The 26511-nt window shown below is 46.1% G+C and carries 26 protein-coding genes; 22 read left to right on the forward strand and 4 right to left on the reverse strand.

Annotated features, from left to right (window positions below):
* Positions 1 to 72: 72 nt before the first annotated feature.
* From NST58_RS14525 to coaD, 5 genes are all read left to right on the forward strand, one after another.
* Positions 73 to 495 carry a hypothetical protein gene (locus NST58_RS14525; protein ID WP_076126105.1) on the forward strand — a complete coding sequence of 141 codons (423 nt, stop codon included), beginning with the start codon at positions 73 to 75 and terminating at the stop codon, positions 493 to 495.
* 123 nt (positions 496 to 618) lie between these two features.
* Positions 619 to 723 carry a sporulation protein YjcZ gene (locus tag NST58_RS14530; RefSeq protein WP_111503812.1) on the forward strand — a complete coding sequence of 35 codons (105 nt, stop codon included), beginning with the start codon at positions 619 to 621 and terminating at the stop codon, positions 721 to 723.
* Between the two features lie 229 nt (positions 724 to 952).
* On the forward strand, positions 953 to 1909 hold the full coding sequence (locus NST58_RS14535) for an alpha/beta hydrolase (RefSeq protein ID WP_076126107.1): 957 nt from the start codon (positions 953 to 955) through the stop codon (positions 1907 to 1909).
* A 362-nt stretch (positions 1910 to 2271) separates the two neighbouring features.
* Complete coding sequence (gene rsmD, locus NST58_RS14540; RefSeq protein WP_339248503.1) at positions 2272 to 2880, forward strand: 16S rRNA (guanine(966)-N(2))-methyltransferase RsmD; 609 nt, start codon at positions 2272 to 2274, stop codon at positions 2878 to 2880.
* Positions 2864 to 3376: a pantetheine-phosphate adenylyltransferase gene (coaD, locus tag NST58_RS14545; RefSeq protein WP_076126111.1), complete on the forward strand. Its 513-nt coding sequence runs from the start codon at positions 2864 to 2866 to the stop codon at positions 3374 to 3376. The genes rsmD and coaD overlap by 17 nt, the downstream gene beginning before the upstream one ends.
* On the opposite strand, the gene NST58_RS14550 is transcribed toward coaD, so the two are convergent.
* Entirely contained in the window at positions 3354 to 4580 is a 1227-nt protein-coding gene (locus NST58_RS14550) for a nucleoside recognition domain-containing protein (protein WP_076275750.1), read from the reverse strand. The two genes, coaD and NST58_RS14550, sit on opposite strands and share 23 nt — an antisense overlap.
* A gap of 152 nt (positions 4581 to 4732) precedes the next feature.
* Between NST58_RS14550 and NST58_RS14555 the strand changes: the two genes are divergently transcribed.
* Positions 4733 to 5770, forward strand: a complete 1038-nt coding sequence (locus NST58_RS14555; protein ID WP_076275749.1) for a SepM family pheromone-processing serine protease — start codon at positions 4733 to 4735, stop codon at positions 5768 to 5770.
* Here the strand turns inward: NST58_RS14555 and NST58_RS14560 are convergent.
* The gene (locus tag NST58_RS14560) at positions 5760 to 6998 is read right to left on the reverse strand and encodes a nucleotidyltransferase (protein WP_076218872.1); all 1239 of its coding nucleotides are present in this window, start codon (positions 6996 to 6998) and stop codon (positions 5760 to 5762) included. The genes NST58_RS14555 and NST58_RS14560 overlap by 11 nt on opposite strands.
* Positions 6999 to 7207: 209 nt before the next feature.
* On the opposite strand from NST58_RS14560, the gene NST58_RS14565 reads away from it, so the two are divergent.
* The 12 genes from NST58_RS14565 to ftsY all read left to right on the forward strand — a co-directional run bounded on the left by NST58_RS14565 (position 7208) and on the right by ftsY (position 19982).
* Positions 7208 to 7720: a DUF177 domain-containing protein gene (locus tag NST58_RS14565; RefSeq protein ID WP_036686482.1), complete on the forward strand. Its 513-nt coding sequence runs from the start codon at positions 7208 to 7210 to the stop codon at positions 7718 to 7720.
* Between the two features lie 69 nt (positions 7721 to 7789).
* Complete coding sequence (gene rpmF, locus NST58_RS14570) at positions 7790 to 7963, forward strand: 50S ribosomal protein L32 (protein WP_019911234.1); 174 nt, start codon at positions 7790 to 7792, stop codon at positions 7961 to 7963.
* A gap of 358 nt (positions 7964 to 8321) precedes the next feature.
* Positions 8322 to 8918 (forward strand): transcription factor FapR, encoded by a 597-nt coding sequence (gene fapR / locus NST58_RS14575; RefSeq protein ID WP_036686484.1) that lies wholly within the window; start codon positions 8322 to 8324, stop codon positions 8916 to 8918.
* Positions 8902 to 9891, forward strand: coding sequence for a phosphate acyltransferase PlsX (gene plsX, locus NST58_RS14580; RefSeq protein ID WP_038570599.1), 990 nt, complete (start codon positions 8902 to 8904; stop codon positions 9889 to 9891). The genes fapR and plsX overlap by 17 nt, the downstream gene beginning before the upstream one ends.
* 8 nt (positions 9892 to 9899) lie before the next feature.
* The gene (locus NST58_RS14585; RefSeq protein ID WP_139329841.1) at positions 9900 to 10889 is read left to right on the forward strand and encodes a beta-ketoacyl-ACP synthase III; all 990 of its coding nucleotides are present in this window, start codon (positions 9900 to 9902) and stop codon (positions 10887 to 10889) included.
* 21 nt (positions 10890 to 10910) lie between these two features.
* Entirely contained in the window at positions 10911 to 11834 is a 924-nt protein-coding gene (gene fabD, locus NST58_RS14590; protein ID WP_339248507.1) for an ACP S-malonyltransferase, read from the forward strand.
* Between the two features lie 54 nt (positions 11835 to 11888).
* Positions 11889 to 12638, forward strand: a complete 750-nt coding sequence (gene fabG, locus NST58_RS14595) for a 3-oxoacyl-[acyl-carrier-protein] reductase (protein WP_036686492.1) — start codon at positions 11889 to 11891, stop codon at positions 12636 to 12638.
* A gap of 125 nt (positions 12639 to 12763) precedes the next feature.
* Positions 12764 to 12997, forward strand: a complete 234-nt coding sequence (locus tag NST58_RS14600; RefSeq protein WP_036686493.1) for an acyl carrier protein — start codon at positions 12764 to 12766, stop codon at positions 12995 to 12997.
* 218 nt (positions 12998 to 13215) lie between these two features.
* Complete coding sequence (gene fabF / locus NST58_RS14605; RefSeq protein ID WP_076101782.1) at positions 13216 to 14451, forward strand: beta-ketoacyl-ACP synthase II; 1236 nt, start codon at positions 13216 to 13218, stop codon at positions 14449 to 14451.
* 15 nt (positions 14452 to 14466) lie between these two features.
* Entirely contained in the window at positions 14467 to 15171 is a 705-nt protein-coding gene (rnc, locus tag NST58_RS14610; RefSeq protein ID WP_038570606.1) for a ribonuclease III, read from the forward strand.
* 197 nt (positions 15172 to 15368) lie between these two features.
* The gene (gene smc / locus NST58_RS14615) at positions 15369 to 18938 is read left to right on the forward strand and encodes a chromosome segregation protein SMC (protein ID WP_076126122.1); all 3570 of its coding nucleotides are present in this window, start codon (positions 15369 to 15371) and stop codon (positions 18936 to 18938) included.
* A gap of 36 nt (positions 18939 to 18974) precedes the next feature.
* The gene (gene ftsY, locus NST58_RS14620) at positions 18975 to 19982 is read left to right on the forward strand and encodes a signal recognition particle-docking protein FtsY (protein ID WP_036686498.1); all 1008 of its coding nucleotides are present in this window, start codon (positions 18975 to 18977) and stop codon (positions 19980 to 19982) included.
* Positions 19983 to 20106: 124 nt separating this feature from the next.
* Here ftsY and NST58_RS14625 read toward each other — a convergent pair whose 3' ends face one another.
* Positions 20107 to 20985, reverse strand: coding sequence for a DUF1835 domain-containing protein (locus NST58_RS14625; RefSeq protein ID WP_339248510.1), 879 nt, complete (start codon positions 20983 to 20985; stop codon positions 20107 to 20109).
* Between the two features lie 354 nt (positions 20986 to 21339).
* On the opposite strand from NST58_RS14625, the gene NST58_RS14630 reads away from it, so the two are divergent.
* The 4 genes from NST58_RS14630 to NST58_RS14645 all read left to right on the forward strand — a co-directional run bounded on the left by NST58_RS14630 (position 21340) and on the right by NST58_RS14645 (position 25730).
* The gene (locus NST58_RS14630) at positions 21340 to 22803 is read left to right on the forward strand and encodes a circularly permuted type 2 ATP-grasp protein (RefSeq protein ID WP_076279025.1); all 1464 of its coding nucleotides are present in this window, start codon (positions 21340 to 21342) and stop codon (positions 22801 to 22803) included.
* 74 nt (positions 22804 to 22877) lie between these two features.
* Positions 22878 to 23831: an alpha-E domain-containing protein gene (locus NST58_RS14635; RefSeq protein WP_076126125.1), complete on the forward strand. Its 954-nt coding sequence runs from the start codon at positions 22878 to 22880 to the stop codon at positions 23829 to 23831.
* On the forward strand, positions 23828 to 24694 hold the full coding sequence (locus NST58_RS14640) for a transglutaminase family protein (protein ID WP_339248514.1): 867 nt from the start codon (positions 23828 to 23830) through the stop codon (positions 24692 to 24694). The genes NST58_RS14635 and NST58_RS14640 overlap by 4 nt, the downstream gene beginning before the upstream one ends.
* Positions 24695 to 24920: 226 nt before the next feature.
* Entirely contained in the window at positions 24921 to 25730 is an 810-nt protein-coding gene (locus NST58_RS14645) for an SDR family NAD(P)-dependent oxidoreductase (RefSeq protein ID WP_036686506.1), read from the forward strand.
* Here the strand turns inward: NST58_RS14645 and NST58_RS14650 are convergent.
* Entirely contained in the window at positions 25722 to 26198 is a 477-nt protein-coding gene (locus NST58_RS14650; RefSeq protein ID WP_339248517.1) for an SRPBCC family protein, read from the reverse strand. The two genes, NST58_RS14645 and NST58_RS14650, sit on opposite strands and share 9 nt — an antisense overlap.
* Positions 26199 to 26511 lie beyond the last annotated feature (313 nt).

The following is a 26511-nucleotide window of genomic DNA, read 5'->3' on the forward strand; positions in this document are numbered from 1 at the left end:
GTAATGTGGCTATGCATGCTATCGAGAACACTAATATATTATGGTATGCCAATTTATAAAGGGGGTGCAACGATGGGAACTTACCTTGATGCTAGAACATCTCAAAATGCCAGCCTCGCCAACTCTATATCTATTCCTATTACGGTACTTAACACGCCGCAGCTTTTTGGACAGATTGGGTTGTTAACGGCTGGAGTGACTACCAATCCACGTGTTCTCCTTAAAGGAACGATATCAGTGACGCTTCCGCTAGCGTTAGTGGGCATCACAATTACGATTGTAAGAGGAACCTTGGCTACTGATCCAAAAGTGTATTCTGCTACTTCAACTTTTGCTCTTAGTATATTGGCTCCGCAAGTAATAACCTTTTCAGCAGCGGATTTCTTACCAGCCATCACACCTCAGCTCACTTATACAGCATTTGTTTCTTCTAATCTTCTCGGTACAGTACGTGTGGGCCCAGAAAGCTTTGATGGTATTTTAGTTTCTGATTAATTGTAGAGCCTTTAACCTCGCTGGTAGCCCAGTAGAGGTCTTTTTTTTTAACTGAACGCCCAATCTTCTAAGGGGATCATTACATATCTTATGATGTATTCTAAATACGGAGGAGGTCTTCTCATGGGTGCTGAATATGGTCATGTTGGTGGTGCTTTTACTTCTACAGGCGCAATCTTAGTTTTGTTCATCTTATTAGTAATTATTACAAGCGCATGCATATTCTAAATCACTAAAATAGCAGAGCTCCATGTTGGCATTTTGCCGACTTGGGGCTTTTTTTTTGTAGATATTTTGTCCATTAAGGTAATATGAAATAATAAGTTAAAAGAATACTAATCACGTAGTGAATAACATGAGTTTACAATACTTTGATTTTGAATATTCAAATATACATGTTATCTTAATCTGATAACATAGATTAATACTGTTAAATTTTATTTAGGAGAGAGCTAGTTTGAAGAAAAAAATGATGATCGGAATTTCTTCTGTTATTGTACTTTTAATCATTGTTGTAACTGTGGGAAGCTTTTATTTCTATCATGTTGCTATTGCACGTGCTTCAAAGGACTTCTTAAATGAAAGCCCTGACCTGCAGTCCAGTCCAGAGGTAGAACAATCTAAAGATACCTCGAAGGCAGACCAAGAGTGGTGGGATACCCAGAGCTTTGATAGATGGGAAATGAATTCTGATGACGGAATACAGCTTAAAGCGTACTATTTAGCTGCTCCTGAACATTCCGATAAGACAGTGATTATTGCTCATGGCTATGCTGGAAATGCAACTCAAATGAGCGGTTATGCCAGAATGTATTATGAGAGACTTGGATATAATATTTTGCTGCCGGATGCCAGAGGACATGGAGAAAGTGAGGGTGACTATATCGGATTTGGATGGCCAGAACGTAAGGATTACCTGAAGTGGATACAGAACGTTCTGAAAGCAAACGGTGAGGATACACAGATCATACTGCACGGTGTTTCCATGGGGGGAGCTACCGTAATGATGACAAGCGGTGAGGATTTACCAGCTAATGTTAAAGCAATTGTGGAAGATTGCGGCTATACCTCAGTGAAGGACGAGCTTACCTTTCAATTAAAAAGAATGTACCATCTCCCCGCCTTTCCAATTGTAGATACGACCAGTATGCTAACAAAGATCCGGGCAGGTTATTCCTTTGGTGAAGCCTCGGCCTTAGAACAGGTGAAGAAATCTAAAACGCCAACTCTGTTTATTCATGGCGATAATGATACTTTTGTTCCTACGGAAATGGTTCATACGGTATATGAAAATAGTCCGGTCGAGAAGGAGCTTTACATCGTTCCTAATGCGGGTCACGGAGAAGCTTTCCGCATGGATCCGGTTAAGTATGAGAGCGTAGTTTCTGAGTTTATCGGAAGATTTGTGAAATAGTTGTTGCTGAAAAGGCTGCCGAAAGGTAGTCTTTTCGTGCTTATAATACCGTTAAACATAAATTCGGGGCCCTCTTTCGAGGGCCCCTTTCATGGGAGAGGAGAAACCGGACGAAGAGCTTATGGGGAAACGTAAGCCTGCTCCGCGGTTGTCTACGACATTTGTGGTGTCGATAATTACATGATGTCCCTGGAAGTCCAATCTTATACATTAAGATGACTTATTTCTCTGAATAAGCTGTTTCGCCTTCTTATTTCATATCTAGACAAATTTTTTATTTCATCGCGCAAATGTGTTACGATAGGCGTGGACTTATGCCCTTTTGGGCATAACAAACAGAGATATAGAGCGGGTGAATAACAGTGAGAGTGGTATCGGGAAGTGCAAAAGGAAGGCCACTGAAGAGTGTTCCGGGAAGTGGGACAAGGCCTACGACCGATAAGGTGAAGGAAGCTGTATTTAGCATGATAGGCCCATATTTCGAAGGTGGAGTGGTGCTGGATTTGTTCGCCGGTACTGGGGGGTTGGGGATCGAAGCCTTAAGCAGAGGGATGGAAAGCGGCGTATTTGTTGATATGGATCCTAAAAGTATCGACACGATACGCGCCAATCTGAAGGCTACTAAGCTGGAAGAACAAGCGCAGGTGTACCGTAATGAAGCTGGGAGAGCGCTAAGTGCGTTGGAGAAGCGGGGGGAAATTTTTGATTTGGTCTTTTTAGATCCTCCCTATCGCTTGAAGCACGGGGATGAGCTTATGCTTATGATGGTCGAAAAAGGAATGCTGCAAGAGGACGCAATTATTGTTCTGGAGCATGAATCAAGTTATGCCTATCCTGAAGACATTCCAGGATTTTATAGGCTGCGTCAGGCCGTATACGGAGAAACGACAATTTCTATTTACCAGTATGAAACTAATCCTGCAGAGGAAAGTGAAGCTGGTGAGGAGGTAGAGAATGAGTCAGCAAATTAGAAAAGAACGTGTTGCCATTTATCCAGGTACCTTTGATCCCGTGACTATGGGACATATGGATATTATTCGGCGCGCATCCAAGCAATTCGACCGTTTGATTGTAACGGTGCTTAATAATTTGAGTAAAAACCCGCTGTTTACTGTTGATGAACGGACAGAGCTATTAAGACAGGCGACCGCTGATATTCCCAATGTGGAAATTGACAGCTTCCGTGATCTGTTAGTGAATTATGTTCGTCAAAAAGATGCTCAAGTCATTGTTCGGGGTATCCGTACCGTTACTGACTTTGAATATGAGCTGCAAAACGCATCGATCAACCATAGCCTGGATCCCGATGCAGAAACGATTTTTATGATGACTAATCCGAAATATTCCTACTTAAGTTCCAGTGTTGTTAAAGAAATCGCCCACTTCGGCGGGAATGTGACTGATTTTGTGACGCCTGAGGTTGAACAAGCGATGAAGCGTAAATTTAACCGAGCCGATGGCGAATAGTACTTACTAGATACGTTCCAGCAGATAATCCCAACAGGATGATGAGCAGAAGGGCTTGCAGACTTAGCAGCTGTGGAAAAGAGCTCCATATGTCCGTTATATTAATGGTGCCGCTTGGAGTCGGGCGTGAGTCTGCAAGTGCTGGTAAAGCAGCTTTAGGGATAGCCAGCAATGGTTTCCAGAGCAATAAAGTTAACAGAAAAGCATAAAGTCCATGCATCAGACGAACCGTAGCGTAGGGTAGAAATCTGACTCTGGCTTGTTTGAGCATGGTCAGCACCTGTAGTTGCGCACAGAGTCCGCTCCAGCCCAGTGCAGCAGACAGCAAAGCTATCCCAAACATACTAGAGGGACCTGTTCCTATGCTTGCTAGCCCTTTGCTGATCGCGTCGGCGCCCAAATGAATTTCCAGCAAGCTTGCTGGCAGAGCAGCTGGCAATGCGGGAAGTACAGTAGTGATGATATTGATGACTACAGCGAACATAATCATGTAACCGCCCACGACCATCAGACTTTGCACGGCATTAGCGACGGACTCGCCGAGAAGCTTGCCGAAGCTGCGTCCGTCTTTTGCTCTGGCATCTGTTGCTGCAAGCTGAACGCGACTATATAAAGAAGGCTGTTTGGTGTCCGTGGAGATCTTATCAACTGGTTTCGTGTTCGCTGACCGCCCCTTTAATAGAGCATCGGTGCAGCTGGCTAGAAGTCCAGAGATCCAGTGGATGGCCAGCAGGAAATAACCTGCTGAAGTACTGTGTAGAAAAGCTATGCCAATTACTATAAGCATGGTTACCGGACTGGCGAAGTGTGTAAGTGCGGCAAGTCGGGCGGCTTCCTTGTCAGAAATGCTGTTCTGCTTGTGTAGCTGCATGACCCCTCCAGCTCCACCGGGGAATCCGGCTGTGATTCCGAGTGCCAAGGTCCAGCCGCTGGCACCGGGCAGACGAAAGACCTTTTTCATCAATGGCTCCAGAAGCACTCCAAAACCATGCACGAAACCCGAGGCGGTAAGCATCTCTGACAGCATCAGGAAGGGGAGCAGGGCAGGGAATACGAGTGTCCACCAAAGCTTCAATCCTTGGAGTGAAGCCTCAAAGGAGCTCTCCGGTGAGATAATAATTGCAATGGCTGTCAAGATTGCCATAATCCCGGGTATAAATGGTGTGGAGCGTGTAGCTAGTCGGCGTATTTGAATATTTTTCATTTCTCAGATCACCTCTTCATAACTTAAGGCATGGACGATGTGTTATCAATTTATGCAGAGTAGACAACCATCATGCCAAACCACTAGTCGAAGCGGTAATGAAGTTCAATCATTCATATCCTAAAAGTGCCGCGGGAAAGAAGGGAAGAGCAGTGAAGCAACTGAAGCATCGGCCGGGTTTCCGCGCCACAGCTTATCTGTTTACGTTTGTAGTAATCGTGTATGTATTTGTCTTTATGAACACCCCGTACATCGTATATCAGCCAGGCAGTGCATCTGAAGTTGCCCCTATGATTAAGGTAGAGAATGCCGATCCGGCTGAAGAAGGAACGTTTATGATGACTACGGTGTCTGCTAGTTATGCTAATGTGGCCTTATTGGTCGCCTCTGCTTTTAATTCCAATTCAGAGGTTGTGCGAAAAGAAACCCGGCTAGGGGATAAATCAGAAGACGAATATGCTGCAGAGCAGGTTTTTTATATGAATAGCTCACAGTCTTATTCTGTTCAGGCCGCTTATCATGCAGCGGGAATTCCATATGAGGATGTAGTGGATTATCTCTACGTCTTTTCGGTTCCTGTAGAAAGTAATAAAGGACAATTTCTGCCGGGTGACAAAATCATTAGTGTAGAGGGACAAAAAGTGCCCGATCCTGAAGCACTGTCTAAACTGCTCTCCTCTAAAAAAATCGGAGATCAAGTCGCTGTTGTTTTGCAAAGAAATGGCAAGGAAGTACAAGAACAAGTGACGCTGGTTGAAATAAAGGATAAAGAGGGCGCTGCCGTTCGACCTGGTTTTGGAGTTACTATTGCCGCCGTTCAAAAAGTAAAACCAAAAGAAGCAGGGAAAGCTGTCAGCTTTGTAGATACAAATGTTGGCGGACCTTCGGCAGGGCTAATGTTCACTATGGAAATTTACAATCGCCTTACTTCTGGTGATTTAACTAAAGGCCATAGGGTTGCAGGGACGGGTACGATTAACGCTGAGGGTGTAGTTGGTGCTATCGGTGGAGTGAAACACAAGATCGTGGCTGCGGACCGAGAAGGGGCGGAGATTTTTTTCGTGCCTGTTAAGAATTATGACGAAGCCAAAGCAAAAGCTGATAAAATCGGCACATCTATGAAGCTGGTGCCTGTATCTACGCTGGATGAGGCGCTGAAGTATATGGAGGAACTGCCGGTCAAACCATGACCGGAGGTTCCAAATAATCGCGGTACATATCATTTCTACGGGGCTCCTTAAAAGCTCCCGCGAAAGCGGAAGCGGCTTGAAGATCTCGCTCAAGCTGCGGATGGGAACAAAGGGACGGGCGCATGACGATGGGCAACGTAGCTTTTTGTTTCATCTCTTTAAGCAGTGCTCGTCCGCTTTCTCTAAAACCAAGAATACGAATATATCCGGGCCCCTCTGCTAGTATGGAAGGGGTCATTTCTTTTTTAGAATGATTTAACAGAACATGTAGCAGCAGACGCTGTAACCGTGTATGCGTGTAGCGCTTGCTCTTAAGGGCGTGAAGCAGGCCTGAAACAGAGAATTGCTCCAACTCAGGCAAAAGCCGCAGTATTCGATTCTCCAAGCCTTCATTCATATCATGGATCGCGTGTAACTCGGCCGCAGTATGGGTGGTCAGCAGATGGCGGAGCGGGATACTGAAGCTCTCCAAGCTCAGAGGGCCCCTTCCGGCTGCATGCTCTCTTTCCAAAATGGACACGCTATAATCCGGCATATAAGCAGCGGGAGATCCGCCTTCTTGCAGCAGCTTGCGGATGGCCGTCGCACTTGCAATAGAAGAGTCGGCTTGTAATGGGTCATGGAAGCCTGCTGCTGTGCGCGGAACGGTTAGTGGCATTATCTTGCTGTGCAGCCGCTGCAAGGCGATAAGATAATGCAGGCCAAGGCTGTTATTCGGCTGGCGCAGCAGCTCGCCTGCATCTCCGGGACTCTCCGTTTCCGGGAGAGTCCCTTCAAAGGCCACCGCCGCCGCTGTGCTGTACGCGGCGGGGAAGCTCGCTCCGAGCGCCATGCGGCGGCGGATCTCGCTCTGAAGCTCGCTGCTTTCCTCAGCCAGATATCTGGCCAGCGGGAGCAGCGAGCCCAAAGTGCCGGCTTCTGAGCCGAAGCACAAGCTGTCCACGACCCCGGTCGCTTCCAGCAGTGCAACTGCTCCGAACGCGAACCACTCGGCTGGCTGGACGGCATAAGCCACCGGCAGCTCAATGACGAGGTCGGCGCCCATATGCAGCGCCATCTCTGTCCGGGCTTGCTTGCTTACCGCCGCCGGCTCGCCGCGCTGGGTAAAGGGACCACTCATGACGACGATGGTGCGCTCTGCGCCGGAAAGTCTTTTGGCTTCCGTGAAGTGATGCACATGTCCGTTATGTAAAGGATTGTATTCTGCGATGATTCCAACCGTTGTCACTGTGGCTTCCCTCCGATAAGTAAGGTATATTTATTGAGTTTAGTAGGGTAGATTTCTAGAGATACTGTTAGCACAAGCTGATCTTTTGATTTACACTAATAGTTATATCATAATTCACCGCATTTTCTGAAACAATATAAAGGGAAAATGGTTGACAAAGGTATAGAATACTAGGTATAATAAATTTTGTTTGTTTGGGAGTGATAAGTATGCAGATTCACTTTCGCAAATTAGCGAATGCCGACGAACCGTTACATATTCACGATGTTGTGGATGTCAGCGAGGTAGTCAAAGGGCGCAAGGATATTCTAACTGTTGCTCCGCTCTCAGTAGACCTTAAAGCGCTGCCCGCGGGAACCGATTGTGTGAACGTGGTGGGGAAACTGAGTGGAGATGTGGACATGTTATGTTCACGTTGTCTCACGGAGGTCAAAAGTGATTTGAACATTCCTTTTGCTGAGACTTTCAAGTGGCTTAAGCAGCCAGTTCTTCCAGATGATGACGAAGATGAGGATCTCATTTACGTCAAGGATGAGGTTGTGGATCTTATCCCGTATGTGGAAGAAAATTTCGTACTGCACTTACCGGATTCGGTATTGTGCAAGGCAGACTGTCTTGGTCTTTGTCAGAAATGCGGACAGAACTTGAACGAAGGCACCTGCAGTTGCGACAACACAGTGATCGATCCTCGACTCGCTGGGTTGAAAGACTTTTTCAAATGAAACATTACAACAAAACACATCCTGCTCTGAGGAGCAGGCTGACAGAAATATCACGAGGAGGTGGAACACATGGCAGTACCACAACGTAGAACGTCTAAAACACGCCGTGACAAACGTCGCACCCACTTTAAGTTGGTTGTGCCGGGCATGGTGAAATGTGAACAATGCGGAGAGTTGAAACTAGCTCACCACGTATGCAAAGTTTGCGGAACTTACAAAGCAAGAGAAATCATCAAACAATAGTTTCAAAAATAAGTAGTGCTTCACTTCGGTGAGGTACTATTTTTTTGTCCAAATTTAATAAAGATAAGGTTTGCACCTATACTTTATGTTCCGCTCAGAAGTCAATGCTTTATTTTTGGTGCGGCATGCTTTATACTACATATTAGTACCTGGTTCTAAAAAATATTTATGATTGTTTGACCTAATATAACAGCGGCCATTCAAGCGGCCGGATGCTTTCTTTAAAATATAAGGAAGTATAAGTTATGCACCTATACTTTATGTCTTATATTTCTCGCTTAAACGCTTACCGTCCTTATTAGGGCTCCGAAGGCGTTTATGCTTGGCATGTGCCAGGAGGTGAGCCGCTATCGAGCGGATGTCCAAGAAAGAACGTCAGCAACAGCTGCTACATATAATTGCAGGCAATCCTTTTGTAACTGATCGGGAGTTGACTCGTCAGCTGAAGGTGAGCATTCAGACGATTCGGTTAGACCGGATGGAGCTGGGAATACCAGAACTGCGTGAAAGAATGAAACAAATGGCAGAGCATTCCTATGATCAGGTGCGCTCTTTGCCTGCGGATGAAGTGATCGGAGATATTGTCGATTTACAGCTCGATAAAAGCGGGATTTCGATCTTTGAAATTCGTGAGGATCATGTCTTTTCCAGAAATGGGATCGCCCGTGGCCACTACGTGTTTGCTCAAGCCAACTCGCTTGCGGTTGCTGTGATTAACGATGAAATTGCCTTGACTGCTTCAGCCGACATACGATTTGTTCGTATGGTTCTGCTTGGTGAGAAGTGCATTGCTAAAGCTCAAGTGCGGTCACTTGCAGGCAGAGGCGGCAAAGCAGAGGTGGACGTATTCACCTATGTCGGAGAAGAATTGGTATTTCAAGGCCACTTTATAGTGTATCGTTCCGCTAATGAAGAGTATAGTGAAGGGGGTAACCGTAGTGCTGATCGCCATTGATGCCATGGGCGGGGACAACGCTCCTGAATGTAATGTCGAGGGGGCGTTGTCCGCGGCCGCGGAATGGAAAGATACGCAGATTGTGCTCGTAGGTGACGAAGCCAGACTAGAGCCACTGCTGAAGGACAAGCCGTCCAACCTGAGTGTGCGGCATGCAGGAGATGTTATTGGTTCTGATGAAGAGCCGGTTAAGGCGGTTCGCCGCAAAAAAGATTCATCCATGGTTGTAGCTGGACGTATGGTGCGTGAGGGCGAAGCAGATGCTATGATTTCGTCAGGTAACACGGGGGCGCTTATGACTACAGGGTTACTTGTAGTAGGCCGTATGCAGGGGATTGAACGTCCGGCGCTGGCACCTATGATTCCGACGCTGGATGATGTTGGCGTGCTTGCGCTTGATCTTGGCGCTAACATGGATGCGAAGCCTGAACATCTGGTGCAATATGCGCTGATGGGCAGCATTTATCGGAATAAAGTGCATGGCATTGCTAAGCCGCGGGTTGGACTTCTAAATGTAGGGACGGAGCCTGGGAAAGGCAACGAACTGACCAAAGAAGCCTATCCACTGCTGGAGAACTTGCCGGGCATTCATTTTATCGGTAATGTTGAGGCACGCGACGTACTGACAGGAAACTGCGATGTGCTTGTCTGCGATGGATTTGCTGGTAATATCCTGTTGAAGTCGCTTGAGGGTACAGCGGGTGCATTGTTCTCTTTACTGAAGGAGCAATTCAGCCGTTCTCTGAAGACTAAGCTTGGAGCGGCTATGCTGATGCCGGAGCTTAGAGCCCTGAAGGGTAAGATGGATTACAAAGAGCATGGCGGTGCACCGCTGCTTGGTCTTAGCGGATTGGTAGTTAAGGGGCATGGATCTTCGGACGGAAATGCGGTTAAAAATGCAGTAAGACAAGCGCGGATTGCTCTGCAAGCCGATCTTGTGCCAAGTATATCCAAGGAAATTAGCGGGAAGTGAGTGACGAAATGAAACAATTGCGGCCGGTTGGGATTATCGGTACGGGTAAATATGTACCTGAGAAAATTTTAACAAACAGTGATCTGGAAAAAATAGTGGAGACTAACGATGAATGGATCGTCAGTCGGACAGGGATCCGTGAAAGACATATCGCTGCACCACATGAGGCAACTTCTGATTTAGCCTATGAAGCTGCACTTAAAGCTTTGGATTCTGCAGGCATGAAAGCCGAAGATCTGGATCTTATTATTATCGCAACGGTAACCCCTGATAGCTCCTTTCCTTCCACAGCCTGCATTTTGCAGGATAAACTTGGAGCTAAAGGTGCTGCGGCCTTTGACTTGTCAGCAGCCTGCTCTGGTTTTGTATACAGCCTAGCTACTGCAGTTGGCTTTATTCAGAACGGAATGTACAATAATGCACTCATAATTGGTGCGGACACTTTATCCCGCATCACTGATTATACGGATCGTAACACCTGTGTACTGTTTGGCGATGGTGCAGGAGCAGTAATCATCGGTGAAGTTCCAGAGGGACGCGGTTTCCAATCCTTCGATCTGGGTGCTGAAGGTTCTGGAGGAAACTTGCTTAAGCTGGAAGCTGGGGGCTCGCGCTTGCCTGCATCTCAGCAGACGGTTGAAGACAAGAAACATTTCATCTATATGAATGGCCGTGAAGTGTTTAAGTTTGCCGTTCGTGTTATGGGCTCAGCTACAGAACGTGTGCTTACTAAAGCCGGATTAGGTAAAGAAGATATTGATTTGTTCGTACCGCATCAAGCGAATATTCGTATCATTCAATCCGCTATGCAGCGGCTTGACCTGCCACCGGAGAAATGTGTAATCAATGTTGATAAATATGCTAATACATCAGCAGCTTCTATTCCTCTAGCTCTAGTTGAAGCGGCGGAAGAAGGACGCATGAAGGAAGGCGACACGGTTCTGATGGTTGGATTCGGCGGTGGCTTGACTTGGGGCGCGTCCGTATTGATCTGGTAATAGAGGAAGGAGTTCTTACTTATGAGTAAAATCGCATTTGTCTTTCCCGGTCAGGGTGCACAGGCAGTTGGAATGGGTAGAGATGTATATGAAGCTCTTCCGCACAGCCGCGCGGTATTCGAAAAAGGTGATGAGGTGCTCGGATTTCCACTGAGCCAGCTGATTTTTGAAGGACCTGACAGTGATTTGAAACAGACCGTAAATACGCAACCGGCTCTGCTAACAGCAAGCGTGGCTTATCTGGAAGCATTACGTGATCAAGGGATGAAGCCGGATTATGTAGCTGGTCATAGCCTAGGAGAATACAGCGCACTGGTTGCGGCAGGCGTATTGTCCTATGAAGATGCTGTAAGACTCGTGCGTTTACGCGGTCGTTTTATGGAGGAAGCTGTTCCAGGTGGACAGGGAGCTATGGCTGCAGTGCTTGGTGCGGAGCGGGATGCTCTGGCAGAATTATGCCGGAGCGTATCCGAGGAGAGCGGCGTGGTAGAACTGGCGAATGTGAACTGCCCGGGACAGATTGTTGTTTCTGGTTCACAGGCCGGGGTTAACGGTGTTGTGCAGCGTGTTAAGGAAGCAGGCGGAAAGCGGGCTATTCCGCTGGAAGTAAGTGGACCTTTTCACTCTTCGATGATGAAGGCTGCGGCAGACCGCTTGGCAGACGAGCTGAAGAGTGTTACCTTTAATGCTCCGGCTGTACCTGTTATTGTCAATGTTACCGCAGCACCTGTAACGGATCCTGAAGAAATCCGTGAACTGCTTGTCCACCAGGTGTACTCCCCTGTGCTCTGGCAAGACAGTATTGAATGGCTGATTGCTGATGGTGTGGATACTTTTGTGGAAATTGGTTCTGGCAGTGTTCTGGCAGGTCTGATCCGCAAAATAGACAAAACGGTCAAAGTAATCAACATTAACACGCTTGAAAGTGTGCAAGCTGTCTTGTAAGATACGTTCAAACATTGTTTATCAATAGCAATATGATCGAAAGGGGAATAAATGATGTTCTCAGCATTGCGGGGTCAAACGGCCCTTGTAACTGGTGGCTCTCGCGGCATTGGCCGCAGTATTGCACTTGCTCTCGCGGAACATGGCGTGAAGGTGGCCGTGAACTATGCGGGCAGTGAAGCAGCCGCACAAGAAACCGTGGCTCGGATTGTCGAGCTTGGCTCGGAGGGTATTGCCCTTCGTGGCGATGTCGGCAATAGTGAACAGGCCGAGAACCTTGTCAAAGAGGTTCTGAATACCTGGGGACGTATTGACATTGTTGTCAATAATGCCGGCATTACCAGAGACAACCTGATTATGCGCATGAAAGAAGAAGAGTTCGATCAAGTGATCGAAACGAATCTAAAAGGGGTGTTTAACTGCCTAAAGGCAGCTACACGCCCTATGATGAAGCAACGCTACGGGCGCATTATCAATATTTCTTCCGTAGTAGGTGTAACAGGAAATCCTGGACAAGCTAATTACTCCGCAGCTAAGGCAGGTGTCATCGGTTTAACGAAGGCATCGGCTCGTGAGCTTTCCTCACGGGGGATCACGGTGAACTGTATCGCTCCGGGCTTCATTGATACAGATATGACGCGTGAGCTCTCTGAGGAAGTGCGCAGTGAGCTTGAGAAGGGCATTCCACTTGCTCGGCTGGGGCGCCCTGAAGAGATTGCTATGGCTGTAGTCTTCCTGGCCTCTGAAGGCGCTGCGTATATGACCGGCCAGACACTACACGTGGATGGCGGGATGTATATGTAACTCTCCGTCAAGGAGAAATTACACTGTTTTAATGCTGAAATGTGAGGGATAAAGAAAGCGTTTTTGACGCTCTATGGTATTTTGAACTCATATCTCGTATAATACCAAAAGAGGAGGTGAACCGGATGTCCGATGTATTAGAGCGTGTAAAACGCATTGTCATCGACCGCTTAGGTGCCGATGAAGCTGAGGTAACATTAGAAGCGTCTTTCAAAGATGATTTAGGTGCTGATTCTCTTGATGTAGTAGAATTGGTTATGGAATTGGAAGATGAATTCGATATGGAAATCTCTGATGAAGATGCAGAGACGATTACGACCGTGGGTGAAGTTGTGAAGTACATACAATCTCATACCTAGAGTCATATGATTGAGAGTCCCGTTCCTGCTAGGGCGGGACTTCTCCTCATTTATAGAGCATTAAAGATGAATCAAAGGTTGCCTTGAGCAACTATATAAGGGATATAACAGAACCGCAGGATGGTTAATGATGCGGTTATCGCTGTTCATATAGTAGCAACAGAAAGTATATAAGTTCTGAATATAATGTATACAACCTATAGATGGGGTGATTGTGTTTGAGTCATAGAGTGGTTGTTACCGGGATGGGCGTAGTTACATCATTGGGCAAAGATTTGGAGACGTTCTGGGATAATCTTATGAGCGGCAAATCCGGTGTATCACAGGTTGAGACCTTTGATGTCAGTGAGTATACTACGCAAATAGCATCCTCTGTTAAAGATTTCGATCCAGAGGCACTTTTTGGTCGTAAGGAAGCCCGCAAAATGGACCGTTTTGTACAATTTGCAGTGGCTGCCGGTGAGGACGCATTACGAGATAGCGGACTTAAGATCGGTGAAGATATTGATGCCGAAAGAATAGGTGTATCTGTAGGATCAGGTATTGGCGGTCTTGGCACTTGGGAAGACAATCATAACTTGTTGCTTGAAAAAGGACCGAAGCGGGTTAGTCCGTTCTTCATTCCGATGATGATCGCTAACATGGGTTCTGGGCAGTTGTCCATTAACCTTGGTGCAAAGGGTCCTAATACGACGACAGTAACTGCTTGTGCTACAGGAAGTCACTCCATTGGGGAATCCTTCCGCTTGATTCAACGTGGAGACGCAGATGCAATGATCTGCGGTGGTTCCGAAGCGACCATTCGTCCAACAGGTATGGCTGGTTTTTGTGCTATGAGAGCAATGTCCACTCGCAATGATGAGCCTGAGAAGGCAAGTCGTCCGTTTGATGTGGATCGCGATGGTTTTGTTATGGGTGAAGGTGCCGGGATTCTTATTCTGGAATCACTCGAACATGCTGAGAAACGTGGAGCGAAGATCTATGCTGAGGTTATCGGTTATGGTCTAAGCGCAGATGCTCATCATATGACTGAGCCTGATCCAGATGGTGCAGCTCGCTGCATGAAGATGGCAATCCGGGATGCTGGTATCTCTCCTGAAGATATTGATTACATCAATGCTCATGGTACTTCAACGCCTGTAGGAGATAGATCAGAAACTGCTGCTGTTAAAAAAGCATTGGGTGACCATGCCTATAAAGTGGCAATTAGTTCGACGAAATCCATGACAGGTCACCTTCTGGGTGCTGCTGGTGGAGTAGAAGCTATTATCTGTGGCCTTTCTTTGCAAAAAGGGATGATTGCGCCAACGATTAATTTGGACAACCAAGACCCGGAATGTGATCTGGATTATGTACCAAATGTGCCACGTAAAGCTGATCTTGATATTGTAATGTCGAATTCGTTCGGCTTCGGGGGACATAACGCAACAGTTATTCTAAAAAAATATAATTAGTAAGGGGACAGTGCGGTGAAAGGAGAACTGAAGCAGTTACAACAGCAACTTCAAATCCAATTTCACGATTCTGTGCTTCTGAAGCAGGCCTTTACCCATGCATCCTATGTGAATGAACACCGTTTCAATCAGCATCAGGACAATGAGCGTCTCGAATTTCTTGGGGATGCAGTTCTGGAGTTAACGGTTTCTGAATATTTGTACAATCTATTGCCAGACCGACCTGAGGGAGAGTTGACCAAGCTGCGGGCCGCTATTGTATGCGAGCCTTCACTGGTCAAGTTTGCGGAGAGTTTAGGTTTTGGCCGTTATGTACTATTGGGCAAAGGGGAAGAACTTACGGGCGGACGTACTCGCCCGGCCCTGCTGGCTGATGTATTCGAATCCTTCGTGGGAGCGCTTTATCTCGACCAAGGACTGGAAACAGTGCGGAGTTTTCTTGATAATCACGTATTTCCTCTCGTGGAGACGGATGGGAAATTGCAAATGCAGATGACCGATTATAAGACGGAACTGCAAGAGCTAATTCAGCAGCACAATATGGGTACATTGGAATATCGAATTATAGAAGAACGGGGACCTGCACATGAGCGTGAATTCGTCTCAGAGGTGTATATGGCTAACCGTTCACTTGGTAAAGGAAGCGGCCGGTCCAAGAAGGAAGCAGAGCAGCAGGCTGCAGCAGCAGCACTTTTGCATCTGAAAGAGGACGGTGCCTGAGTTTTGCATCAAGGGGACAAGCGGAGGAGAGCAGCAAAGGTCTGAATACCGGCGTTTAGGCGGAGCTCAGACCGTTGCTGCTCTTTTTCGACAATATAAGAACTTATATGTTCCGCGTTACAAAGGATAAGGTACATCTTAATGGTTTTTTAGGGTACAAACGCTATGGTATAATGGGTCAGAGGTGATTGGCAAGTATGTTTTTGAAACGGATAGAATTAGCTGGTTTTAAATCATTTGCCGACAAAACAGAAATGGAGTTTGTGCGCGGTATAACGGCTGTAGTTGGCCCGAACGGAAGCGGCAAAAGCAATATTTCTGACGGCATACGCTGGGTACTCGGCGAACAGAGTGCTAAATCACTGCGTGGCGGCAAGATGGAGGATATCATTTTTGCTGGAAGTGATGCGCGTAAAGCCGTGAATTATGGCGAAGTATCACTTACGCTTGATAATGAAGATCACACACTTCCGCTGGATTTCAGCGAAGTTACAGTGACTCGGAGAGTCCACCGCAGTGGAGATAGTGAATATTTAATTAATAAGCAGTCCTGCCGTCTGAAGGATATCACAGAGCTGTTTATGGATACCGGTATCGGACGCGAAGCGTATTCGATTATCGGGCAGGGTAGGATTGAAGAAATTCTAAGTACTCGTTCCGAAGATCGGCGAGGCATCTTTGAAGAAGCATCAGGTATTGTAAAATATAAATCGCGCAAGAAAGACGCAAGTCGAAAGCTGGATGATACCGAGCAGAACCTGCTTCGTATTCATGATTTGATCAGTGAGCTTGAGGATCAGATTGGGCCACTTAAGGATCAGTCCGAGAAAGCTATCCGCTTTAAGGAACTTCGCGAACAATTAAAACATCAGGAAATTTCAGTATACGTACACCAGATTGAAGGCATTCATACCGCTTGGCAGGAAGGTAACGCTAAGCTTGAAACGTTGAAGGACGAGCAGCTGGAGCTGTCTACTGTGGTTTCGGCTCATGATGCCAAGCTGGAGAGCGGGCGCTCTGAATTGCGCACAATCGAAGCACAGATCGAGAAGCAGCAAGAGCAATTGCTGCGTTATAGCGAAGCATTTGAGAAGAGTGAAGGTTACGGTGAAGTGCTGAGGGAACGCAAGCGCAATCTGGAAAGTAATCGTGAGCAGTTAATGCTCACGTTAGGTTCGGTTGGCGAGCGTTCTGCAGATCGTCAGCGTGAAGTCGTGGATCTGGAGCTTAAGCTTGAACAATCGCGGCTTAAGCTTGTGGATCTTCGGAAACAGATCGAAGATGAAGAGACAAGGCTTGAAGGTGTGGCAGACGGGATTAGCCAGAGCCAGGAAGAAAAGCTCAAAAGTGCTCTTTTGGAGCTAATGAACCTTATGGCGAATGCACGTAACGAAATTCGTTACGCGGATCAGCAAAAGGAGAATCTGGAACGTCGTATGAGCCGCAGTGAAGAAGAAAGCGGCAAATGGACAGCCCGGCATGAAGAGTTGTCTGCCAACCAGAAAGGGCTGAAGGACAAGATTGCCCAGCTGGGGAAGGAGCTTAGCAATCTTCGCGGGGCTTATATCACTGAAAGTGAGCAGCTCAGTAAACGTCAGAAGCTGATCGAAGAAACACAGTCCGGTCTTCGGAAATGGGAACAGAAGCGGGAAGCGCAAGTCTCTCGTCATGAGACCATGAAAGAGATGCAGGATGATTTCGACGGCTTCATGCTTGGGGTTAAAGAAGTGCTCAAGGGTGCGCGCAAAGGACAGCTCAACGGTGTGCATGGTGCGGTTGCGGAGCTGATCTCTGTTCCGGAGAAGCTGGAAATGGCGATTGAGACTGCTCTAGGCGCATCACTTCAGCATGTGGTCATGGATAATGAGACTGTGTCCCGCCAAGCGATATCATTTCTAAAGCAACGTCAGCTGGGACGAGCTACCTTTCTTCCGCTAGATGTTATCCGGCCGCGCCAGATTTCTGGCAGTGACCGTGGTATGGTGGGTGATGCTGACGGATTTGTTGGAATTGGTTCCGAACTTGTTGGTTACGATGATAAATATACTAGCATTATTGGCAGTTTGCTCGGCAATGTGGTTATTGCGGAGAGCTTGGAGCAAGCGAACCGTATCGCCGCTAGATGCCAATATCGTTATCGGGTAGTTACCCTGGAAGGCGATGTAGTTAATGCCGGCGGTTCGATGACCGGGGGTAGCCAGCATAAGAAGAATAATAGCTTGCTTAGCCGTAAACGTCAGCTGGATCAATTAAGCAGTGAGATTGAAGAAAGCGAACGTCAAATAGTGAAGCTGAAGCAAGGCATTGCCAGACTTCGTGAGGAGCAGGAGAACGCTAGCGTGAAGTTGGAGGACCTGCGCCGTGATGGCGATGAGAAAAGACTGGAAGAGCAAAGAGTCTCCGGTGATTTGAAGCAGCTCGAGCATGAGCTTCGGCATGTGCAGGAGCAAGTGGAGAGCACAGGTGCGGAACGCAGCGGCTTTGAGAATGAAGTACGTGCGCTTGAAGAGACGCGGAAGCAAGCCACTGCTGAGCTTGAACGCCTTGAAAAGGAAGAAAAGGAAGCCCATGAGGGTATCCGTAACGCTGAATCAGCGCGTAAAGCGAATGAATCAGCTAAGGAAGAGCTGCAAGGCAAGTTGACCAGTATGAAAGTCTCGGAAGGCAAGCTCGATCAGGAGATATTCTCCCTGGAGGAGCAGTTACGTCGCCTAAGACAAGATGTGGGTTCACAGGACAAGGAGCTGCGCCAGAATCGAAATCTGTTACATACGATTGAACAGGATCTGGCTAACAATGCTTTGGAAGCTGTGAAGCAGAAGGAAGATTTGAACAGTTACCGCTTGAAGAAGGAAGAGACGACTGGAACTTTGGATTTTGCGCGTGCTGAGCGTACAGCGTTAACCCGTAAGCTGGAACTTGAGGAAGGCAAGACTAAAGATCAACGTCAGGCCCTTAAAGTAGTCGAGGACAAGCTGCGTGCCACTGAAGTTTCTGTCGGTCGACTCGATGTGGAGCTGGATAATATTCTCCGCAAGCTGAGTGATGACTACGAGCTAAGTTATGAATTAGCAAAACAGAGATATCCAGTGCCTGAAGATGTACCTGCCGCACAAGCCGATGTACAGCGTTTGAAGCGCAGTATTTCTGCGCTAGGAGAGGTTAACTTAGGGGCGATCGAAGAATATCAGCGGGTCCATGAACGGTATACGTTCCTCAGTGGACAAAAAGATGATCTAGTCGAAGCTAAGACTACCTTGTATCAAGTAATCCGCGAGATGGAAGATGAAATGTCCAAACGTTTCAAACAGACCTTTGATGCGATCCGCAAACAGTTCGGGACCGTGTTCTCAAAGCTGTTCGGCGGCGGGCGAGCGGATCTCATGCTTCTGGATCCGGAACATATGCTGGAAACAGGTATAGATATCGTAGCCCAACCACCGGGTAAAAAATTGCAAAATCTGCAGCTTTTATCAGGCGGTGAACGCGCTCTAACTGCGATGGCGTTATTGTTTGCTATTTTGCAAGTGAAGCCAGTTCCGTTCTGCGTATTGGATGAGGTCGAGGCTGCGCTCGATGAAGCGAACGTTGTTCGTTTTGCACAGTATTTACGCGAGTTCTCTGAACAAACTCAGTTCATCGTCGTTACGCACCGCAAAGGAACGATGGAAGAGGCGGACGTGTTATACGGAGTAACGATGGAAGAGGGCGGTGTCTCCAAGCTCGTCTCAGTACGTTTAGAGGATGAAGAAGCTGAGATTGCTTAAATTCATCAAAGAAGAGAAACTTTTAGGAGGAACCAAATGAGCTTTTTTAGAAAATTAAAAGAAAGCATTTCCGGCAAAACGGAAAGTGTAACGAAACAATTCCGCGACGGATTAGAGAAAACCCGTAAAGGTTTTGTAGAGAAGGTCTCCGACCTTATCATCCGCCGCAAAAAGATAGATGAAGAGTTCTACGAAGAGCTGGAAGAGATTTTGATTGGTGCAGACGTGGGTGTAAACACTGTTATGACCCTTGTCGAGGATTTGCGTGCCGAAGTGAAGCAAAATCGGATTGAAGATGCTGCCGAGCTGAAGCCGATTTTGTCCCGTAAGCTTATGGAGCTGCTGCGTGGAGATGATGATAACAGCCTGAAGGAAAATCCGAATGGAATTACGGTTATTTTGTTCGTTGGGGTCAATGGCGTGGGCAAGACGACTACCATCGGCAAGCTGGCTCATCGTTACAAACAAGAAGGTAAAAAAGTTCTTTTGGCTGCAGGGGATACGTTCCGTGCCGGAGCGATTGAGCAGCTTGAGGTTTGGGGCCAACGCGCAGGTGTAGATGTCATTAAACAACAAGCAGGCTCTGACCCGGCGGCTGTAATGTACGATGCGGTCCAAGCGGCAAAGCAACGCAACGTGGATATCTTAATCTGCGATACTGCTGGCAGACTGCAGAATAAAAGCAATCTGATGGAAGAGCTCAACAAAATCTTCCGCGTCATTCAAAGAGAAATCCCAAGTGCTCCACATGAGGTACTGATGGTGCTAGATGCTACGACAGGTCAAAATGCACTTACACAAGCCAAGTTATTTGGTGAAAAGAGTGGCGTCACTGGCTTGGTCTTGACGAAGCTGGACGGTACGGCTAAAGGCGGAATCGTTGTAGCGATTCGTCAGGAAATGAATTTGCCGGTGAAGTTTGTAGGTCTTGGAGAAAAAATGGAAGACTTGCAGCCATTTGATTCGCAGCAGTTCGTACATGCTCTTTTTGCCGGATTAATTGCCGAGGAAGAAGAGTCAGAAGAATCGGAAGAGCAAGTGTAGTCAACAGCACAATATAAACATAAAGAAGTCATATTTACAAGGAATGCCCTCGAAGCTATATTTAGTTAGGAGGGCATTCCTTTTCTTTTTTATAAAGGGTTTGTCCGTCATTTTGTAGCAACTGCTAAGCGACTTTTAGAAAGTATAAATGCATCGCGTAAGGGATCCCTTTAAATAACAGCTTTCCCTCACTAATTAGCCTCCAGAAGCGATATTCTATGAATGAGGTACTGAGATACAAATTCCATTGCCCTATAATTGTGCCTACAACTAGACCTGCATTTACGTAGCCATCTCGATCCTCATACTGTTGAAATTGCAGAATTAAAGAAAGAATTTCTTCGTCATAGTAACTCTCGGGAACATTCATAAGCTGGCCATCAGCCCAAACTCTAAGCATATCCTCGGTGTTGCTGATTTTTTGCCATTCTAGTTCATACTGTTTTCTTTGAGCGGAGGTGATAGGGGATGTGTTTTCGGTAATTTTTATAATTTTTTGCAGAACTTCATTTGGGAGCTGACTAAGTGCTCTGGGATATAAGCCGATTTCAAATGGAGCAGCAATCTCCCTATAAGCCTTGACTGAATCAATAACATGAATAGGTTGCGTCCTCTCACTAAGAATAGAAAGTGCAAATCGTAAACCTGTCTGATCATGGGATTTATCTCCGCACCAAATAGTGATTTTTTTGTCCTCGGGAATTTCTTTTAAGGTCTGAATCATGGCTGCCAGTTTATGCTGGGGATTTAAATGATAACCCTGATCCGGAAATCGTTCCTGAAACCATAACTCACGGGTATGATAGCCTTCATTATTATGTAATCCACGCAACGGTCCAGCAGAGAACGTCTCATTAAATGAAAGTACTCGTATTAAATGACGACAACCCAGATGACTAAGGGCTACCTTCATTGATCCCGCTTCAGACAGGCCAAATAACAGATAAATGTGATTCCGCCTAGTCTCTTCCTGCTCAATTGACATAGTATATTTGTGCTCCATAGGTCACTCTCCCATCGCAACAAATTATACCATACTCAATGAATCCACATCCTCAGGCAACTATATAAAAAATACATTATATGAAAAATTCATAACAGTAATGCTTGTCACACTTCCTGCATACAATTCAATGATGAATCTACATTTCATCTCCGGCAACCTATATAAGAGAGAAAGGAAGCGATTCCAAAAAATACAAATATCTCCGGAATCACATTTCTCTGTTATATATGTTGACATGAACGAGTGGATTTACGTATTATGAGAATATAAACCAATATTTCCATGGATGTTTTCTGAAATGAAAGTATAAGTTGTTAACAAAGATTACATCTATCGAAAGGAGTCGGGCTCATGTCCAAATTAGATCCTCTGCCAGGTCTGTCTCCGTATCCATTACAGCATTTTTTCGATGAAATGTATGCTGATAAGAGGAATGTCCGGCCGCACTACAGACATGTGAATCGCATGTTTTCCGGAATGAGCTCCGAAGAGCTGCAAGGGAAGCAAAATTTAATGCAGCGTAGGATGATGGAAGAAGGAATTACCTTTACGCTTTACAACCCGGCTCAGGATCATCCTATGGAGCGAACGATCCCCTTCGATATGATTCCACGTATAATCCCTAAGAATGAGTGGGAGAGGCTAGAAGCTGGAATTATTCAACGTATCACAGCTTTGAATTTGTTCATTCATGACATTTACCATGAGCAATACATTGTTAAAGATGGCATCGTCCCTAGGCGTATGATTATTTCCAACTGTTACTTCCGGCCAGAAATGTCAGGTCTGCGAGTGCCCGGTGGAGCTTATATCACCACCTCAGGAATCGATCTGATCCGCCACCACGATGGACATTATTATGTACTTGAAGACAACCTGCGAACACCCTCCGGCTTTTCCTATCTTTTTAAAGGCAGAACGCTTATGAATCAATTGTTTCCTGAATTGTCCTTTGCCAGCTCCATCCGAGATGTAGATCATAGCTTAAATCGCTTCTTATCCGTGCTTCGTAGTCTATCTCCTTCAAGAAGGTCAGATCCGGTTATAGCACTCCTAACGCCTGGAGAATACAATTCTGCATATTATGAACATGCTTTTTTGGCACAGCAGATGGGTATACATTTGGTCGAAGGACGAGATTTGGTAACAAAGGATCACAAAATATATTTGAAAGAAATGAACGGACTGCGTCGCGTGGATGTGCTGTATCGTCGGTTGGATGATGATTACATTGATCCGCTGGCCTTTCAACCTGATTCTTTACTGGGTGTGGCAGGACTTATGAATGCATATAGGGCAGGTAACATAGCGATTGCTAATGCTCCGGGAACCGGTGTTGCAGATGATAAAGCGATGTATGTCTATGTACCGGATATGATTCGTTATTATCTGAATGAAGAGCCGATCCTTGGTAATGTGCCGACGTATTTGTTGTGCAGACCCGATGAACGCCTGTATGTTCTTGAGAACCTATCCGAAATGGTTGTTAAAGAAACCTCATTATCCGGAGGATATGGGATGTTGATCGGAAGTGAGGCGACCAAAGAAGAATTAGCCGAGTTCCGAATGAAAATTATTGCCGATCCGGACCGTTATGTGGCACAGCCAATTATGTCCTTGTCCAGAGCGCCAGTATTGTCGGGAGGCACTATGGCACCCCGGCATATCGATCTTCGGGCTTTTGTATTAATGGGCGCAGACCGGAAGCCGCATGTCATACCTGGTGGATTAACACGAGTGGCTATGAAAGAAGGTTCACTGGTTGTGAATTCCTCGCAAGGTGGTGGCGTAAAGGATACTTGGGTTATGGCTTGATCTATATCTTGTAAGCCTTGATTGTGAATCAAAAATATGCAGCATCAATTTGGAGGATAAAGGAGTGGCTAAAGATGCTGAATCGAAATGCGGAGGCTTTATTCTGGATCGGCCGATATATTGAAAGGGCAGAGAATCATGCGCGGCTAATCAATGTACATTATCATATCCAGCAGGAAGAGGATTTTCAGGAAGAAGGACATAAATGGTCGAGGCTTATCGATGCATTAGGAGTTCGAAGTGAGTATTTGCAGCAGTTCGAAACCTTTTCTGAACAGGACGTGTTATCCTTTATTACACTCGATTTGGGCAATTCGAATTCATTATTCTCTTGCGTACATCATGCTAGAAATAATCTTCGCACACTGCGTCAGCATCTTCCAAGTGAGCTATGGGATATCGTCAACAGCTTTAATCTATGGCTTGGGGAGCGGTCAGTCGCTGATATTATGAGTGGCCCACATCATTTCTACCAGCAGGTGAAGGAACGTGCGGCTATGTTTCTAGGAGCAGAACAATCCGTAATGCTTAGGGGAAATGAATGGCATTTTATAGAGAGCGGCCGTTTTCTGGAACGTGCAGAGAATACGACGCGTATTTTGCAGGCAGTTATTGCCTCTTGCCGTTTTAAAGAGCTTCATGCAATTTATATTCAGTTACAGGCTGTGCTGAAATCGGTAAGTGGTTATCAGGCGTTTCGCCGTTATTATGCAGATGCTATGTCACCGGAGAGCATTTTAGATTTTTTGATCGCAAATCCCAAATTTCCACGTTCGATCCGCTTTTCTTTTCACCAGCTGGAAGAACATTTAGCTAGGCTTGAATTAGATTCCTCAGAAAAAGGCTCAGGTCATGAAAAGGTCATCCGTCAAGCAGGAAAGCTGAAGGCAGAGCTGGATTATATGGAGAAAGAGGAAATGTCCGGTGAACTGGTGGAAGATGTGCTGCAATCACTCGTAATATCTTGCCAGAGACTGGGCAAAACGATGGAGGGCGCCTTTTTTCGGCGAGAAGGAGTATCTGTATGAAGATTCAAATCAATCACACCACCACATACAGTTATCCAGAGCCGGTTACGGACAGTGTCAATGAAATCAGGCTTACCCCACGCACCAACTATCGGCAATCCTGTTATCACCATGAGGTTGAAGTATCTCCGGCAGCTAATCTATTAACGTATGAGGATTTCTTCGGTAATCGGGTGCATGCCTATTCGGTTAATAAGCCACATACGGAAATGGTAATCCATACGAAAGCTACTGTAGTAACGCTGGATAAAGCCCAGGGTACCGATCTTCCGCGAACCAGCCTTGAAGAGCAAGTTAAACTATTAAATGATGAAAAGTTTCAGAACCGTTATATTGAGTTTATTTTGCCGACCCGTTATACCGAGGTGACTCCTGAATTAGTGGAGTTCGCTTCCCAGTACCCTTTTAGTGAAGCTGAGGATATGTATGAATGGATTCTGAAGTTATCTTCGACGATTTATGAACAGTTCACCTATGATCCTGAGGCAACAAGCGTAAATACAACGGTAAAAAAAGCCCTCAAGCTGAAGCGGGGGGTCTGTCAGGATTATGCTCATCTTATGATCGCTGTCTGCCGCAGTGTGGGTCTGCCTTCAAGATATGTTAGTGGATATCATTTTGTCGGTGATCTACAGAGCAGCAATGCTAATTTCGAGCAGGCTTCACATGCTTGGGTGGAGACCCATATTCCGGGTACGGGCTGGCTTGGTTTTGATCCGACGAATAATGTTGAAGTGAACTGGCGTTATATCAAGCTGGGTCATGGACGGGATTATAAAGATATAGTACCTGTACAAGGGGTATATCGCGGCGGAGCAGGAACACTGACTGTAAAAGTGGACGTACGCAAGCTGGACAACTGAACTGAAATAATTGAAACATCGAACATCGAACATCGAACATCGAAACAATCAAAAAAATCAAAATATTCGAAACAAACTCTCCGCTCATCTTATTGAATGGGGAGATTTTTTTGTGCGGCGTGCCTAAATTCTGAAGATTTATGAACGAGATGATTCCATTACAGGTTTATTTGGGTAATCTTGATCCATAGTACTTATCTTACAGACATTAGAGGAGAGATTACATATGAGCCCAAACATATCTAAAAAACAAAGATTTATTGGAAAAACAGCGATTATAACCGGAGCGGGCTCGGGAATTGGCCGTGCCACCGCTATTAAGCTGGCGCGGGAAGGTGCAAATGTAGCATTGTTCGATTTAAATCTTGAAAGAACCTCTTCCTTGGCAGAAAAGCTTAATAAGCTACGAAAAGATTGCGCGCTGGCCATAGAGGTAGATACTTCGGATGAGAAAAAGATGGAGGAAGCCGTACGTTGTACGGTGGAACAATTCGGAGGTGTGGATGTAGTATTCGCTAACGCGGGAATTAATGGCGCTGTGGGCCCGATAGAAGAACTAAGCTTGAGCGACTGGGAGCGTACGATGTCGGTGAACTTGACGGGGACTTTTTTGACTCTGAAATATACTATTCCTCATCTGAAAGATAAAGGGAAGGGCAGTATTATTATTACTAGTTCCATTAATGGGAACACTAGATTTGCCAGCTTTGGGTGGTCTACTTATAGCACTACCAAAGCTGGACAGGTGGCTTTTGCCAAAATGGCAGCTCTCGAGCTTGCTAAGTTTAAGATTCGTGTGAATGTTATCTGCCCTGGGGCTATTGCTACGAATATAGATGAAACCACTGAAATGAGCGAGGATGTTGAAGCAATCGTCATTCCGATTGAATTCCCTGATGGAGCGCAACCCTTGGCAGATGGACCGGGCAAGCCGGATAATGTCGCTGATCTCGTTGCTTTTTTGGCTTCGGATGAATCTATCCATATTACAGGTGCTCAAATCGTAATTGACGGCGCGGAGTCCTTGTTATCCTAATTTCGAGATCGCTTCCCGGTATTGCTCGTACCATTTATTCCATTCGTCTTTCCGTGACTCCAGCGTCGTGCCTTCCAAAAGATGTTGGATCACTTCTAGACAAACATGCCAGCCAGCGAGATCTCGTGGTGTATGCGGGGTAAGCGTTTGTAGTGTTTCGTTCAAGACGAGTAAACAGCCTTCTGAATTAGGGTATAACTCAAAACGAACAAGATCCTCAGCCCATGTAAACTCAAAAATAGATTGATGCTGCAGCACGGTAATTTCCATATCAACAAACGTTCCGTTTTGCATATCAAACTTTATAAGTCCGCCTTCACGCAGGTCCTCAATTTTTAATTCAGAGAACCATAAGGCAAGCTTCTCATTTTCGGTCAAATAGGACCAAATCTCAGTTGCGGAATGCTTTAACTGGCGTTCGAAACGAGCGACATAATGTTGATCTTTTTTTTGGATGTTAGCTAACATTTATATTTCTCCTTTGGACTACTGCGGTAGTCCTTTTTTTATTGAGTTGAGGCTCATTAGAAAGAGTATAGCAATCGCGTGTGTGAATTGCACGATCCGGCTGTGTGGCTGAAGCGTAACTTATAGGGTATAGAGGGTAATAAAATAGCGGGAGAAATAAGGTCATAAGCAAATCCACGAGCTTGATTTGCGTACGGCGCGGAGTTAGTGTTGGCGAAGATAAGGGAGTGATGAAGGTGATAAGTGTGCAAGACGAGGAAAATATGAGTGAAGATAGGGATAAGTGTGTGATGAGGGTGAAAAGTGAGTGAAG

Source organism: Paenibacillus sp. FSL R10-2796 (assembly GCF_037965315.1).
Lineage (GTDB): Bacteria > Bacillota > Bacilli > Paenibacillales > Paenibacillaceae > Paenibacillus_AQ > Paenibacillus_AQ odorifer.

Excerpts from the sequence above, each read along its gene's own strand:
- NST58_RS14525 (WP_076126105.1), top strand. The coding sequence starts at position 73 with ATGGGAACTTACCTTGATGCTAGAACATCTCAAAATGCCAGCCTCGCC.
- NST58_RS14530 (WP_111503812.1), top strand. The coding sequence starts at position 619 with ATGGGTGCTGAATATGGTCATGTTGGTGGTGCTTTTACTTCTACAGGC.
- coaD (WP_076126111.1), top strand. The coding sequence starts at position 2,864 with ATGAGTCAGCAAATTAGAAAAGAACGTGTTGCCATTTATCCAGGTACC.
- NST58_RS14550 (WP_076275750.1), bottom strand. The coding sequence starts at position 4,580 with ATGAAAAATATTCAAATACGCCGACTAGCTACACGCTCCACACCATTT.
- NST58_RS14565 (WP_036686482.1), top strand. The coding sequence starts at position 7,208 with ATGCAGATTCACTTTCGCAAATTAGCGAATGCCGACGAACCGTTACAT.
- rpmF (WP_019911234.1), top strand. The coding sequence starts at position 7,790 with ATGGCAGTACCACAACGTAGAACGTCTAAAACACGCCGTGACAAACGT.
- fapR (WP_036686484.1), top strand. The coding sequence starts at position 8,322 with ATGTCCAAGAAAGAACGTCAGCAACAGCTGCTACATATAATTGCAGGC.
- NST58_RS14585 (WP_139329841.1), top strand. The coding sequence starts at position 9,900 with ATGAAACAATTGCGGCCGGTTGGGATTATCGGTACGGGTAAATATGTA.
- fabD (WP_339248507.1), top strand. The coding sequence starts at position 10,911 with ATGAGTAAAATCGCATTTGTCTTTCCCGGTCAGGGTGCACAGGCAGTT.
- fabG (WP_036686492.1), top strand. The coding sequence starts at position 11,889 with ATGTTCTCAGCATTGCGGGGTCAAACGGCCCTTGTAACTGGTGGCTCT.
- NST58_RS14600 (WP_036686493.1), top strand. The coding sequence starts at position 12,764 with ATGTCCGATGTATTAGAGCGTGTAAAACGCATTGTCATCGACCGCTTA.
- smc (WP_076126122.1), top strand. The coding sequence starts at position 15,369 with ATGTTTTTGAAACGGATAGAATTAGCTGGTTTTAAATCATTTGCCGAC.
- ftsY (WP_036686498.1), top strand. The coding sequence starts at position 18,975 with ATGAGCTTTTTTAGAAAATTAAAAGAAAGCATTTCCGGCAAAACGGAA.
- NST58_RS14625 (WP_339248510.1), bottom strand. The coding sequence starts at position 20,985 with ATGGAGCACAAATATACTATGTCAATTGAGCAGGAAGAGACTAGGCGG.
- NST58_RS14630 (WP_076279025.1), top strand. The coding sequence starts at position 21,340 with ATGTCCAAATTAGATCCTCTGCCAGGTCTGTCTCCGTATCCATTACAG.
- NST58_RS14635 (WP_076126125.1), top strand. The coding sequence starts at position 22,878 with ATGCTGAATCGAAATGCGGAGGCTTTATTCTGGATCGGCCGATATATT.
- NST58_RS14640 (WP_339248514.1), top strand. The coding sequence starts at position 23,828 with ATGAAGATTCAAATCAATCACACCACCACATACAGTTATCCAGAGCCG.
- NST58_RS14645 (WP_036686506.1), top strand. The coding sequence starts at position 24,921 with ATGAGCCCAAACATATCTAAAAAACAAAGATTTATTGGAAAAACAGCG.
- NST58_RS14650 (WP_339248517.1), bottom strand. The coding sequence starts at position 26,198 with ATGTTAGCTAACATCCAAAAAAAAGATCAACATTATGTCGCTCGTTTC.